The sequence below is a fragment of the Pseudomonas sp. 210_17 TE3656 genome (genome assembly GCF_054821965.1).
In genome coordinates this window covers 109,655-124,600 of the sequence record NZ_JBTRBC010000001.1, presented here as the reverse complement: position 1 = coordinate 124,600, position 14,946 = coordinate 109,655, and the positions used below count along the sequence as shown (strand labels likewise).

At 59.6% G+C, this 14,946-nt stretch carries 6 protein-coding genes and 1 pseudogene; 5 read left to right on the top strand and 2 right to left on the bottom strand.

Annotated elements, in window-relative coordinates:
• The first annotated feature begins 187 nt into the window (after positions 1–187).
• Together ACVI9W_RS00635 and ACVI9W_RS00630 are read left to right on the top strand one after the other, a co-directional pair.
• The gene (locus tag ACVI9W_RS00635) at positions 188–3,493 is read left to right on the top strand and encodes an RHS repeat-associated core domain-containing protein (RefSeq protein WP_461528826.1); all 3,306 of its coding nucleotides are present in this window, start codon (positions 188–190) and stop codon (positions 3,491–3,493) included.
• Between the two features lie 254 nt (positions 3,494–3,747).
• Positions 3,748–4,410 (top strand): annotated as a pseudogene (locus ACVI9W_RS00630) (IS5 family transposase).
• On the opposite strand, the gene ACVI9W_RS00625 reads toward ACVI9W_RS00630, so the two are convergent.
• Positions 4,407–5,594 (bottom strand): type II secretion system F family protein, encoded by a 1,188-nt coding sequence (locus tag ACVI9W_RS00625; RefSeq protein WP_461528825.1) that lies wholly within the window; start codon positions 5,592–5,594, stop codon positions 4,407–4,409. The pseudogene ACVI9W_RS00630 and the gene ACVI9W_RS00625 overlap by 4 nt on opposite strands.
• 15 nt (positions 5,595–5,609) lie before the next feature.
• Positions 5,610–6,032 (bottom strand): type II secretion system major pseudopilin GspG, encoded by a 423-nt coding sequence (gspG, locus tag ACVI9W_RS00620; protein WP_038611359.1) that lies wholly within the window; start codon positions 6,030–6,032, stop codon positions 5,610–5,612.
• Between the two features lie 177 nt (positions 6,033–6,209).
• On the opposite strand from gspG, the gene ACVI9W_RS00615 reads away from it, so the two are divergent.
• The 3 genes from ACVI9W_RS00615 to ACVI9W_RS00605 all read left to right on the top strand — a co-directional run bounded on the left by ACVI9W_RS00615 (position 6,210) and on the right by ACVI9W_RS00605 (position 14,946).
• Positions 6,210–6,815, top strand: coding sequence for a lytic transglycosylase domain-containing protein (locus ACVI9W_RS00615; protein ID WP_038611356.1), 606 nt, complete (start codon positions 6,210–6,212; stop codon positions 6,813–6,815).
• Between the two features lie 251 nt (positions 6,816–7,066).
• On the top strand, positions 7,067–12,940 hold the full coding sequence (gene mnxG / locus ACVI9W_RS00610; RefSeq protein ID WP_461528824.1) for a manganese-oxidizing multicopper oxidase MnxG: 5,874 nt from the start codon (positions 7,067–7,069) through the stop codon (positions 12,938–12,940).
• A 17-nt stretch (positions 12,941–12,957) separates the two neighbouring features.
• A complete protein-coding gene (locus ACVI9W_RS00605; protein ID WP_461528823.1) occupies positions 12,958–14,946 on the top strand; it encodes a cytochrome D1 domain-containing protein in 1,989 nt (662 codons plus the stop codon).

Below are 14,946 nucleotides of genomic sequence, written 5' to 3'. Positions count from 1 at the left end.
CATAAAAAGCCCAAGCTATAGCTGGGATACAGCTCACCCGCGAAGAGTTACAAGCAAGGTTAGCGTCAGTAGCTACGATGGCACTACTTACACCTCAAGCATCACACGTTCGGAACTGACAGGAAAGGTTTTCCACCGGCTTGAAAGCGGGGGTAAACAGACTCAGTGGTTTTATAATAAAAACGGTATGCTTACCACCGAGAAGCGCTCCCTAACGGGAGCCCCCACCAGTGAAACAACGCAGGCACTGACACCTCTCTCGACCGGTCAACTGCAGTACCAGATACAAAGCAGCAACTCAGCAGATGCAACCCGGGTCACCCTGGATGCGCAAGGCCGAATACGCGAATCCTGGATAAAAGGTAAGAGCGAGAAGTGGCTGCTGATAAACTCGGCCGACTACGATTCGTTGGGGCACCAATCCTGCGTCTGCGCATTCGACTATGATGCCGATGATAACAGGATCAATGAGCATAGAACGACATGCACTTTTAGCGCAGATGGCTCAGGCCATACCTCAACCAAGATGCTCAAAGATGGCGCCGGCAATGTGATAGACAGCAAATTAGTTGAATACATCTACGGCGATGACTATCACAACGTGATTCATGGAACCTTCAAGCTCCAAAAGAAATGGGACAATACCACTCGCACATTGAAGATTGAATCAGGCCTGACGACTGATACTAAGGGAGTCCTGCAAATTGAGTCTATATTCAACCTCGAAGGCCGCACTATCGCAACCCGAACCAGTACCGGTCAAAAAAACAACCTGATCGAACTGACCTCTGCTACCTATCGTCATACCCACACAGGCCTATTGGCTGAAATCCAAAAGCAGGTTGGCTCTGAATCGTTCAGCAATACGTTTGAATATGATGAGCACGACCGACTCTTGCGGCAGGATGAAAACGGCGTCGTTATCAGCAATGTCTACTCCTCGACAATCCCCACACCTGTAGCACTCCAAGCGACAATAGCAACAAAGGGCAGCGAGGCCGCTCCCCTGATCTTAGGATCACAGACCATTGATGATTTAGGCCGCATAAAAACTCGAACGGTTAACGGTGTTATGGGATCGTTCAATTATGAGAACTCCATACCCCTTCAGGACATAGATGGGGTAATTAAGGGGTGCTCCTCCAACTGGGATAGCGACAAGCAGACGCTAACCGAGATCTGCCCAGTGAGTCTGAGCTTCGACAGTAGTATCACCGATTCGCTGACTACCCAAACGCTCTATAGCCTACGTCAGCAGGCACTGCAGACGACAGATATAGTTGGGCACGTGACCAATTATACCTATGATGCGTTTGGGAGACTCATCATTCAATGCAGTGAGGCATGCCGAGCGTCGCTCTCCTACCGGGACGATGGGTTACTGCACCAGGAAATAATCGAAGACCTGAAGCAAAAACGCTGCATGACTGTAGCTTATACTTACGACCTTTCCGGTAACGAACTTTCACGCACCTTCACTTGCCCTGGCATACCGACTCATGTTCTAAGCCGGACATTGCTAGCGGATGGGAGACTCGGTAAAAGCGTATTGACAGTTGACGAAAAAGAGCACTCAGCAGACGCATACACTTACGACGAACACGGGCGACTGACCCAATGGACTGGAGAAAACAAAGGTTACCTTTTTCACGGCCAGAACATTGTAAAGGAAACATTCAAATATGACCTCCTTGGCAATGTAACCGAAAACCACTGCACTGGGAAAGACTGGGGGAAAGGCTACAGCCTTGTGAAGCTGAATTATGAACGAGAATATGTTGCCGACAAGCCCGGGCTTTTACGCCAGCATTCGATCGTGACTGACTACAGAAAACTAAGTAATATTATCGACAGCGATGATCAAGGTCGCTGGAAAGCACGTAATTCTCGTTATTACAGCAATGGTCAACCTGACTACTCGAGTCCTTTCCCGGATGACCATTCAAGCAGTAAGTATACATATGGTTACGACGATCTGAGACGGCTTCGCGGCGTCTACTTCCACTATATGAACCACTATCACGCAGGGTACCAATTTCATTACCGGAACGGCAAGGTTTATGCCCGCTCCTCGCAGCATGCATTGGGGACTGCACGTAGGGATCTGGTGCTACTCAATGACAGCCCGAGCTGCTATCTGCAAGAGATGTGGAATGATGGCAAGTACTTCTCATCCAGTTTCGAGCTACGCGATGCAGCAGGTACTGTGTTTGCGAGCATCAGTAGTGATCAGTCTATCAACTATCATGTCTATTCACCCTATGGCTATCGTGCTTTCCAAGCGGATTCCCCCGATTGGCTGGGGTACAAGGGCGAGCCGCTGCTTCCCAATGAAGTTTACTTACTGGGTAATAAAAGGCTCTACAACCCTGAATTCTTGTCCTTCCAGAGCCCAGACGACTGGAGCCCATTCGGCGCTGGCGGTCCGGCAGCATATGCCTATTGCGCAGGAGACCCGATCAACTATCACGACCCTAGTGGCAATCAGCGTGTTGCACAGTACTCTCGCAAGGCGTCAGGAACGCTGCTTGAAACCAAGGAGTTTCGTTACGCCCTTGCAGCCGTAGGACTGATGACTGCTCCGTTTACGGGTGGAACATCCTTAGGATTGGCAGTGGCGGTTACTGGGCTTGCGGTAGTTTCGTCGGCATTCGAAATTGCTTCTCTGATTATCGAGGACAGTGATCCAGAGCTTGCGAAGACCTTATCTTATGTTGGAATTGGACTTGGTGTCACCAGCGCTGCCGCTGGCTTCGCCATCGCTGGACGCGCAACGACTGGTATGGCGAGCCGCTCTATGACCGGACGAACCGCATTCAACGTCCGTGCGCCACGTCCGGCAAAAATAAAATCTCATCCGAAGGGGCTGGGAAAATTCGGCTACCAACCACTTTCAGTACAAGTACAAAAACTAAATTACTCAAGAGCACCCGATTGGTTTGACGAGGCGCTACCGGGAGCTAACCCCAGAACCCTTTGGGGTGCGGACACGGAAGTCTTCGCTCCAGACATTGCAGAACCCATGATCAGGATCGCGAGAAGAAACAGTGCAAGCCCAATCCATCTCTATTCAGGCGGTCATGGGCGCGAATTTGGCGACAACTGGAGCAGCTATAAAACCGCTTCAGGGCAGGTGGATTACCGACGTGATCCGAGACTCCGCGCTGGTGAGTTCTTGCGCGAAGACACCACCGCCTTCAGACAAACAAAATCTCAGGACCGCCTCAAGAGACTCGTGTCAAAAAGGGATGTAGACTTTTACAACAATCTGAACGGGGCATCAGAAGATTATCGAGCGTTGCGGACAAACCTGCGCCAACGCGAGATTCATGTTCATGACCTTCGTGGTAGCGATGGAAAAGGCATTACCCTTGAAGAACTAAATGCTTTGGAATCCCAACCTGGCCACCATATTGGCGCGTTCTGCTTTTCCAGAAATGACGAGCGTTGGTTAGATCTGTATGGATTGCCGCCTGTGACCAGTTATATTTAACATTTCGTGATCAGTTATATTTATATATAGTGAAGCTAGGGTCTGTATGAAATGTATTTGCGCGAAGGCCAGACAAGGCGAAACGGAGGAGGAAGCACAGTGTACTGGAGTACACGAGCATTCCGAGCCTCGTTTCAACGCAGTATGGGTGAGTGCGGACACATTTCGTACAGAGCCTAGGCTCTGTACGAAATTCGGAGAAACCCAACTCCCGAGCCGCGAACGCTGAGATTTTGTAAGGTTTTCAGCCATCTATGGAAAGGAATCCTGTGACGGCTAAGTGCTACGAACTTTCGGATGAAGCATGGGATGTGGTCGCGGACCTCTTCACCCCAACCCACACCAGAGGCAGACCACGACCAAGTGATCGCCTGATGCTTGATGGCGTGCCGTGGTTGTTGCGCTCAGGCGCTGCTTGGCGAGACATGCTCGAGTGTTTTGGGCCTTGGCGGACGGTTTATCACCGATTCCGAGTTTGGCGAAACCAGGGAACATTTGATCAGATGCTCAAGCGATTACATCTCAAGCTCAATGATCAAGGGCTCATTGACCTGCAGACCTGGATGATCGATTCAACGGCTGTTCGTGCTAGCCGCGCTTCATCAGGTGCAGGTAAAAAAGGGGCCTTGATGAACCCGCCGATCACGCTCTAGGCCGCAGTCGCGGTGGCCTCACCACCAAGATTCATATGCTCTGCGACGCCAACGGCGTGCCATTGCGCTTTCTCCTTTCTGGCGGTCAAGCCAGCGATATAAGCTACGCGCAGCCATTGCTGGACGATACGTATGTTCGGTTGGCTGAAAGAGAACCGCCGACTTGTGACACGCTTCGACAAGCTCGCAAAAAGTTATGGCGCGATGGTCTCACTGGCTTGTGTCATGCGGTGTCTGCGACACCTTTTTTCAGACAGAGCCTAGTGAATGCTGGAAGCCAACTCAAAGATCGGCATGTACATCAGGATCACGATCAAACCGATCAACAGGCCGATGAAGGTCATCAACAACGGCTCGAACAGACGCACGAACCACTCGATCCAGCGGCTGATTTCTTCGTCGTAGAAGTCGGCGCTGCGCTCCATCATCTGCCCGAGATTGCCCGATTGCTCGCCGGCCCGCAGCAAGCGCAGGGACACCGGCGTCACCAGTTGCCCAGCCTCCAGCGCCGCCGACAATGACAAGCCTTCACGGACCCGCTCACAGGCATGTTCCAGGCGTTGCTTGGCAGCGACGCCGAGCAGGCCGCGGGCCATTTCCATGGCGGTGAGAATCGGGATGCCGCCTTGCAGCAGGATCCCCAGCGAGCGGTAGAAACGCGCCAGCTCATACATCACCAGACGCCGGTGCAGGGCAGGCAGGCGCTCCATCTGGCGGTTCAGCCAGCGCCGTACCCGGGGATCACGGCGCAGTACAAACAAACCCGCCATCGAGCCGAGAAAGCCCAGGCCCAGTGTGGCCTGGTGGGCATGCAGAAACATCCCGGCCTGCATCAGCCAACGCGACAGCCACGGCAGTTCGGTGCCCAGGCCTTCGAACACCAGGCTGAAGCGCGGCACCACATAGCCGAGCAGAAACAGCACCACGCCACCGCCGACCAGCAACAGCAGCAATGGATAGATCGAGGCGCTGACGATCTTCTGCCGCACTTCGTCCATGCGCTTGCGATAAGCGACGTAGCGCCCCAGGGCATCCCCCAGCGCGCCGGTCTTCTCGCTCGACTGCACCAGGGCGATATACAGCGCCGGGAACACGCTGGGTAATTGCCCCAAAGCCTGGGAGAAGGATTTGCCTTCATAGAGCAGGCGCACCAACTCGCCGAGGGTCTTGCGCGCCTGTGGCGCCGACTCTTTTTCCGCCAGGCTTTCCAGCGCATCAATCAGCGGCAGGCCGGCATTGAGCAGGGTGGTCAGCTCCTGGCTGAACAGCACCAGGTCGAAGGTTTCTGCGCGCCGCCATCGCAACTTCGCAAAGTGCTCGCAGTTACGCACGCTGACCACCCGCAAGCCTTGTTGCTCGGCCTGCAGGCGGGCCTGGCCGGCGTCCTGGGCGTCCAGCGTGAGCAGGACCACGCCGGATTTGCCCAATGCCTTGAGCTCGTAGCGCATGTGTCGATCCTCCGCTTACTGCCAGCTGGTGATCTCGGCGTTCTCGCCGTCGCCGCCAGGCTGGCCGTCCTTGCCCATGGAGAGCAGGTCGTACTCGCCGTTTTCACCGGGTTGGCGGTAGATGTAGTTACGCCCCCAAGGGTCCTGAGGGACTTTTTTCTGCAGGTAAGGGCCAGACCAGCGGCTCTCGTCGCTGGGCGCGGTGACCAGCGCCTGCAGGCCTTGCTCGGAATTGGGGTAATGCCCCACTTCCAGGCGATACAGGTCCAGCGCCTTGCTCAAGCCTTCAATCTGCGCCCTGGCCACCTTGGCCTCCGAACGTCCCAACTGACTGAAGTACTTGGGGGCAACGATGCCGGCAAGCAGACCCAGTACCACCAACACCACCAGCAGTTCGAGCAGGGTGAACCCTTGTTGCGAGTACTTTTTTTTGTTCATGACAAGGCCCTCCGTAGTGCGCCTGCAAGGGCTTATGCAATTGCCGTGCGCGTCTGCGCCAAGCCTTTGCGCCACGGGGTCGGCAAGGCGGCACAGTGCTTGCGTCAGTGGATAAAAGCCTCGGCAATCGGGGCATATCCCCCACTTTTCGGGGAACGCAACGGGGAGGGCGTGACGATGCACTGGCTCACAGCAGGACTCTTTGTATGGCTGGCGTGGACCCACCAGGTCCAGGCCGATGTGTATATCTCCATCAAAACCGACGGCAGCTACGTGCTGTCCAACGTTCACCGACCGGGCCGCACTTATCAAAGGGTGATCAGCGAACCCGGGGTAAGCCTGGCCGGCAGCGGCCAGGCGCAACTGATCACCGGTATGCCCTATGCCGAGCTGGTGGCTGCGGCGGCCGAGGCCAACGACTTGCCGGCGGCACTGCTGCATGCGGTGATCCAGGCCGAGTCGCGCTACAACCCCAATGCGCGCTCGCCCAGTGGCGCGGTCGGGCTGATGCAACTGATGCCTGACACCGCGCGGGAATTAGGGGTGAAGAACTCGCTGGACCCGGCCTCGAACCTGCAGGGTGGGGCACGCTACCTCAAACGCATGCTGAATCTCTTCGATAACGACATCACTCTCGCCGTGGCCGCCTATAACGCCGGCCCTGATGCGGTGATGCGCCGTGGTCGGGTGGTGCCGCCTTATGCCGAGACCCAGCGTTATGTGCCCAAAGTGCTGCGTCAGTACCGGCGCTTGCAGGGCTTGGCCATGGATGCGCCGCTATGAACGCTCGGAAGACCCGGTGGGAGCGGGCTTGCCCCGCGATTGCGGGTTGTCAGCCGCATCGCATCGCGGGGCAAGCCCGCTCCCACCCACCCACCCACAGAGGCACCCCCGAATAGTGGGGAATAGCGGGGGATAACCCCCAATTGAGATTCATTCAGTAGTTTAAGTGACTGAAAAACAACAATAAAAAACAATGGCACGAGGCTTGCTAAAGCCTCTCCAGAGTCCACTTGCACCACCCGAGGCACGCCATGATGACTCCGATCAAAGGCTCAGTCCTGACTTCACTGCTGATCACCGCCGCCACCTTTGGCTGGCACACCGTCAGCGAAGCCGCCGTGCGCTGCGAGCGTAATCTGGTGGCCAACGTGGTGGCGCTCGATCAGCCACTGATGTTCAACCGCCTCGGTGCGCAAAATGCCAACGGCATGATGTTCGCCCTGCGCCGCGATGTAGTCGACGTTAATCAGGTGTCGCTGGACAACGGCGGCGCGGCAGTGCCGGGCCAGGTCACCCTGCGCCCGGACAAGCGGCCGCGGCCGATCGTGCTGCGGGTAGCGGCCGGTGACTGCCTTACCGTGAACCTGCAGAACCTGCTGGCCTACCAGGCCAACCCGAACAAGCACGGTATCGATCACGAAGAAGAAATCGAAGGCGAGGAGAACGAAGCCGAGGAAAACGAAGGTGCCGAAGGTAATGAAGCCGGTGGCGAGCACGGTTTCGTGGTCGATGACCAGGTCACCGACCGCCATGTCGGTTTTCAGGTCAATGGCATGCAGGCGGTCAACAGCATCGGCGACATTGCCGCCAACACCGGCCGTAACGGCAACTTCCTGATCGCTCCCGGTGGCACCCGCAGCTACACCTTGTACGCCGAACGCGAAGGTGCGTTCGCTGCCACCAGCCAGGGTGCTACCTTCGGTGGCCAGGGCGGTGCCGGCAACGTCGCCAACGGCTTGTTTGGCCAGGTGGTGGTGCTGCCGAAATATGCCCGCACCTACCGCAACACCCTGACCGAAGAAGAGATGCGCCTGGCCACCACTGGCCGTGCACCGACCGGTCAGCCGGTCGTCGATTACCAGGCGCGCTACCCACAGCGCGAACCCTGGATCCGCGAAGGCAAGGCCGGTTCGCCGATCATTGCCATGGTCGATGGCAACGAGATCATCAACAGCGAAACCGACGCGGTGGTCATGGGGCCGAATGCCGATGGCAGTTTCCCGCCCTCGACTTACCCGCTGGAAAGCATCGGCAAGCGCAACCCGGCGATACCCAACCGCCTGGAGCCGTTCCGCGACTTTGCCGCGCAGTTCACCGATGAGGCCGCCGCCACCCAGGCGTTCCCCGGTTATTGGGCTGACCCGGTAATGGGGCACGTGCTGGAGCCGACCCGCGACTCGTTCATGATCAACTACGGTTCCGGTGGCATGGGCGCTGAAGTGGTGGCCAACCGCCTGGGCGTGGGCCCGATGCACGACTGCCTGTCGTGTGCCTACGAAGAGTTTTTCCTCAGCTCGCACACGGTGGGTGACGTGGCCATGCTGGTAGATGTGCCAGCCAACGTCGGCCTGGAGAATATTCGCCCAGGGCAGACGCCGAGCGCCGACCAGGTCGGAGTCAAGGCCAGCATGGCGCTGTTCCCGGCAGAACCTGCCAACGTCAACCACAGCTACATCGGCGACTTCGTCAAATTCCGCAATACCCATAATGGTCATGAACAGCACATCTTCCACCTGCATGGGCACCAGTGGCTGTTCAACCCCAACGACGACAACTCCGACTATGTCGATGCCCAGGGCATTGGCCCAGGCGTGGGCTACACCTATGAAATCGCCAACGGCGGCTCGGGCAACCGCAACCGCGTAGCGGGCGATGCGATCTATCACTGCCACTTCTATCCGCACTTCGCCCAGGGCATGTGGAGCATGTGGCGGGTGCATGACGTGTTCGAAGAGGGCACCCGGCTTGAAGTCTCAAACCAGGGCGCGGACGGTTATCACACCGAGCCGTATGCGCTGCGTAGCGGTAAACCAGCCGCTGGCGCTCGCGCCTTGCCAGACGGGGAAATCATCGCCGGCACCCCGATTCCGGCAATTGTGCCGCTGCCAGGCAAGGCCATGGCGCCGATGCCCGGTAAAGTTGCGGTGATTCCAAAACTGGCCGAAACCCTGGTCGCCGCAAACGATGATGACGACGAGGAGGAAGGCGATGACGATTCCGGCCAGCCTGATGTTGCACCTCGGGCGGTCGGTTCGGTGGCATTGGTTGACCGTACCGACGCCAACCGTAACCTCGATGGCACCCTGAAAAACCCCGGTTATCCGTTCTGGATCGGGGGCATTGAAAGCACGGTTGGCCAACGTCCGCCGACTCCGCCGCTGGATATGCTCGATCCGGACAAGGCACGAGAGTTGAAAAAAACCGGCAAAGCCCTGTGGGCCAACCTTGATCCGGCCCAGGTCGGCGGTTGGGACGGCGGCTTGCCACGCCATGCGCTGGACGGTATCTCGGCCGGTGGTGAAGCTGACGTGACCACCACCGCACTGGACTTCACCAAGCAGATCACCAAGGCCAAAGCGGTGTTCCTGCCGGAAGAGGGCACCGATGTCGAACAGGCCGCGATGAGCTTCCATTCCAAGCTTGAGCACCCCAGCTACGCGGTATTGCCGGGTAACCAGACCGTGGCGCGCAACTTCCGCACCAATGGCGCGGCGCCTACCGCCGGCGCGCCGTTCTTCGAACCGTGCATGGATGACCGTGCCAAGCGCCTGACCCTGGCCGCAGGCGTCGGCGAATTCAACAGCGGCGAGCGCCTGGATGGCATGAGCTTCACCGGCTCCTCGACCTTTACCGCCGACCGCCCACGGATCTACAAGGGCGCCAACATCCAGTTCGACGCGGTCTACAACAAGGTCGGCTACCACTTCCCGCAGGCGCGCATCATTGCCCTCTGGGAAGACGCCTGGCCGGTGATCAACAAGCAGCGCCCACCAGAGCCGCTGGTGATGCGCATGAACACCTTTGACTGCGTGATGTACCAGCACACCAACCTGATTCCGTCGTTCTATGAGATGGATGACTATCAGGTGCGCACGCCGACCGATGTGATCGGCCAGCATATCCACCTGCCAAAATGGGACCTGACCGCGGCGGATGGTTCGGCCAACGGCTGGAACTACGAAGACGGCATTCTCTCGCCCGGCACCGTGGTCGAACGCATCCACGCCATTCGCGAGTACAACAAATGCTCCAGCAGCGACCCGCGTGAAGGCAGCGCCGAGTGCCCGGTGGCCAAGCCGCATCCGTACTTCGGCCGCTACGGGCGCGCCGACTGGATGGGCGCACGCACCGCAATGCAGCGCTGGTTCGCGGACCCGGTGGTCAATGTGCACAACGTCGACCGTGGCCTGGGGACCATTTTCACCCACGACCACCTCGGCCCATCGACGCACCAGCAACTGGGCCTGTACGCCACCGTACTGGCCGAGCCAGCCGGTTCGACCTGGTTCCACGCCGAAACCGGCGAGCAACTGTACAACCCGGCGCTGCGTGAAGACGGCGGGCCGACCTCGTGGCAAGCCGTGGTGAAAACCGGCGACCATGACGGTGACGGTCGCAACGACAGCTATCGCGAGTTCTTCCTGGAGTACAGCGACTTCCAGCATGCCTACGAGGCTGGGGTGTATGTCGGTGCCGGTCCTGACGGTATTCCCAATGGCCAGGCTTTCCCGGCAACCGCTGATACTTTCCGCTTTGCGATCAACCCGCCTGTGCGGCAGAAAGCCTCGAACTTGCTAGAAGCAGTGGTCGAGTCCCGCGGTGGCCTGTTCCCGGGCTGCCCGTCGCGGCCTTGCCCGCAAGCGATCTCGGTGGATGACCCGGGCATGTTCGTCGTCAACTACCGTAACGAGCCGCTGGCCCTGCGTGTATACGACCCCTACAAGGTCGCACCGGACGGCAAGCGCGGCATGCAGGCCGACGGCTACGGTGGTGACCTGGCGTTCGCCATGCAGAGCCGTACCGACCGTGCCATCCCGGCGATGAACATGTCGCCAGCGGCAATCACCTCGGCGGTTGGCCCCACTGGCGGCACTACGCTGTTCCCGCCGCACATCAACAAGGCGGGCGCCGAACCTGGGGACCCGTTCACGCCGATGTTGCGCACGTATTCCGGTGACAACGTGCGCCTGCGCATGCATGCCGGTGGCCATGAAGAGGAACACAACGTGACCCTGCATGGCGTCAAATGGCTGCAGAACGGTTCGGGCTTCGGCAACAGCTCCAACTCGGGGTGGAAAGCCTCGCAGATGGTGGGCATTTCCGAGCAGCTGGGCTTCATGGCGCCGGTATCGATGATCTCCAGTTCGGCGGCGCCCAACGGTGATTACCTGTACTCGCTCGATGCCGCCCACGAAGGCTACTGGAACGGTATCTGGGGGGTGATGCGCAACTACACCAGCAGCCGCAACGACCTGTTCGCCTTGCCGAACAACCCAATGCCCATGGCGGCGCGCAACACCGTGGCGTTTGACGGTATCTGCCCGCGCTACACCACCAACGCCAACGGTATTGGCACCCGGCCAACCGTGCAGCGCAGCTATGAAATAGTCGCGGCCCTGGCCAACGACATCCTCAGCAATCCGCTTGGAGTGAGCATCAATGACCCAAGTGGCGTTGGTCAGCACGTCGGTGGCCCGCTGAAGGCCGATGGCGGTACCCTGGTCTACAACAGCCGGCGCACCAGCATCCCCCAGGTGACGGTGACCGACCCCGAAGATGGCGAGACTTTCACCATCGGTGGCCACGCCGGTCCGCTGCATGACCCGACCGCGATCCTCTATGTGCGCAAGGCCGATCTCGACCCGGTCAGCGGCAAACTCAAGCCCGGCGTGCCGATCGAGCCGCTGGTACTGCGAGCCGCTGCCGGCGACTGCCTGAAAGTCACCCTGGAAAACCGCCTGCCGATGGTGATGCCGGACCTGCCGAGCACTGCGGTGATGCAGAACGTGGTCAAGCGTGACCGTCAGGGCAGCGAAGGTTCGACCGCCTTCAACAACAACCTGATGCGTCCGTCCAGCCATGTCGGCCTGCATACCCAACTGCTGGCCTATGACATCACCAAGTCGGACGGCGTCAACGTCGGCCAGAACCCGGTGCAGACCGTACCGCCACGCACCGGCAGCAGTGGTGCCTACCCGAGCAAGGTGTTCCAGTACTACGCCGGGCACCTGGAGCGTGAAGGCAAGCCGGTGCTGCAGACGGGGCGTTCGGTGGACAACATCAACACCACGGCCATCGAGTTCGGCGGCCTCAACATCACTCCGGCCGACGTCATCAAACAGGGGCAGAAGGGCCTGATCGGTGGCATGAGCATCCTGCCGCAGACCGCTACCTGGACCGAAGACAGCGCCAGCCGTGCCTCGGCCACCGTGCAGGTGCCTGGGCAGCCGGCCTACCGCGACTTCGCCACCCTCTGGCAGCGGTCGCTGAACATGCGCTGGGCGGATGGCCGGCCGGTGGAAGGTATCGCCACTGAAGGCAATGGTGTGCCGGGGGACCCGAAAGACAACTCCAACATGGCCATCAACTACAAGACCGAGCCACTGTGGTTCCGCTTCGGCCTGGCCCCGGATGCACCGTTCGGGCATGCCGATGGCAACGGCTGGGCGGATGTACCCAACGCCCATATGGCGTACAGCAACGCCCTGGTCGGCGGCGACCCGCAAACCCCGGTGTTGTGGGCCAAGCCGGGCCAGCCGTTCCGCAACCATGTGCTGATGCCTACCGGTGGCAGCCGCGGCATTACGTACCAGCTCGATGGCCACCTGTGGCCGCTGCATAACTACCAGGCTGAGAAGTCTGATGTCAGCGGCTACCCTTTGAACTTGCCAGGTATCGGCTCGGTGCGCTTCGGCTTCAACCCGCAAGCGATGTTCATCGGCGCCCAGGAAAGCGTACTGCCGGCTGCGCACTTCAGCTTCATGGTGCCCAGTGCCGGGGGCAGCAACGCGGTACCCGGTGACTATCTGTTCCGCGACTATGCTGCCTACGGCAATGCCTCGGGACTGTGGGGGCTGCTGCGGGTCAGCGAAGAGGCACCACCGACCACAGCGCCAGCGCAGTAAGGGAAGGGGGAGAGGTCATGAACAAGAAAAATAGACCGTTGTACCTGGGCCTGATGGCAGGTTTGACGCTGATCGGCCTGGGGGTCAGTTACGAGAGCTTGTGGTGCGACCCGCGCAGCGAGTTGGGCGGTGTGGCCGAGAGCGATCCGCAGGCGCTGCACCGGCTCAGCCGCGACGGTGTCACCGTCGAGTTCGAAGCCCGGCCATTGGGCAGCGATGGGGTGCTTACCGAGGGGGCGTTTGCCAGTGTGCGTTTCAAAGTCACCGACCAGAACAGTGGCCAGCCCCTGTCAGGCGTGTCCCCTGGCGCCTGGCTGGACCCGGCACTGACCGGCGACGCCGCCAAAGACCGTAACAAAAGCTGCAAGGCACGGGTGGCGCTGTTTCTCAAAAGCAGTATCGGCGCGCGGCCGTTGCTCGACCTCAATAGCTACTTTTTGCTGGTGCTGAACAAGGATGCCAGCCTGACCGTGATCGATCCGTCGGTCTCGGTCGGCGGGGTCACCAGTACCCTGGCGCGCATCGAGCTGCCTGGCGTGCCCATGGACTGGGTCGCCAGCAACGACGACAAACAGGTGTTCGTGTCGATGCCTGAGCGCGATGAAGTGGCGTTGATCGACACCGAGACCTTCCAGCGTGTGGGCAACATCGCAGCCGGCAAACAGCCGCTGCGGGTGGCCTTGCAGCCGGACCAGCGCCTGCTGTGGGTCGGCAACAATGCCAGCGATCCGGCACACAGTGGCGTCACGGTGATTGATGTCAGCAGCCGCAAGACCATGAAGTTCTTTGCCACCGGTAGCGGCCATCACGAGATCGCCTTCAGTGCCGACTCGCGCTACGCCTTTGTCAGCAACCGCGACAGCGGCACCTTGAGTGTGATCGATGCCAGCGAAATGCGTCTGGTGAAAACCCTCAAGGTCGGCTCGCATCCACTGTCGGTGGCCTATTCGGCGCTGTCGCAGGCGGTTTATGTGGCCGATGGACGCGACGGCAGCATCAGTGTGATCGATGCGCGCAGCCATGAGCTGCGTCACCGGATCGAGGGCAAGCAAGGTCTGGGGCCGATGCGCTTCAGCAGCGACGGGCGCTTCGGTATCGTCCTCAACACCCTGGAAAGCCAGGCGCTGGTGATCGACGCCAGTACCGACCGGTTGATCCACAGCCTGCCGGTGGCCGCCGAACCCTACCAACTGACCTTTACCAAGGCCTATGCCTACATCCGCGGGCTGGCTTCGCCGAAGGTCACCATGGTCAACCTGAGCAGCCTCGGCGAGGGCCGCCAGCCGATCGTCCAGGGCTTCGAAGCCGGACCTGCCGCACCGCGCCAGGCGGGTGACCTGCCACTGGCGCAAGGCTTGACCACGGCCCGTGATGAAAACTCGGTGTTCGTGGTCAACCCGGTGGACAACACCACCTACTTCTATGCCGAAGGCATGAACGCACCGATGTCCGGTTACGCCAACCGCGGCCACAATGCCCGCGCGGCCCTGGTCGTCGACCGCAGCCTGCGCGAAGTGGCGCCGGGGGTCTACAGTTCGACCATCAAACTGCCTGCTGCCGGCACCTTCGATGTGGCTTTCCTGCTCAACCAGCCGCAGATCATTCACTGCTTCAGCACCGAGGTGGCCGCTTCATCCACCGCACCGCACCGGTTGCTGCCGCAGGTGGAGTTCATGCTTGAACCCAAGGTGGTGGTGCAGGGCAGCCCGTTTACCGCGCGCTTTCGGATCGTCGAGGGCAACGGCCGCCCGCGCAACGGCATCAAGGATCTGAGTGTGCGCTACTTCCTGGCACCGTCGTCACGGGCCCGTGACAGCCGCGTGCATGAGGTCGGCGATGGCGTCTATGAGGCACCGCTGGAGCTGGCTGAGGCCGGAGCCTGGTATCTGCATGTGCAAGCGCCGTCGCTGGGCAGTGCCTTTGCCGAGAAAAACTACACCAGTCTGCGGGTACTGCCTGCCGCGGCTCAACAAGCGTCCGATTCGGGATCAAGGAGTGTGCGATGA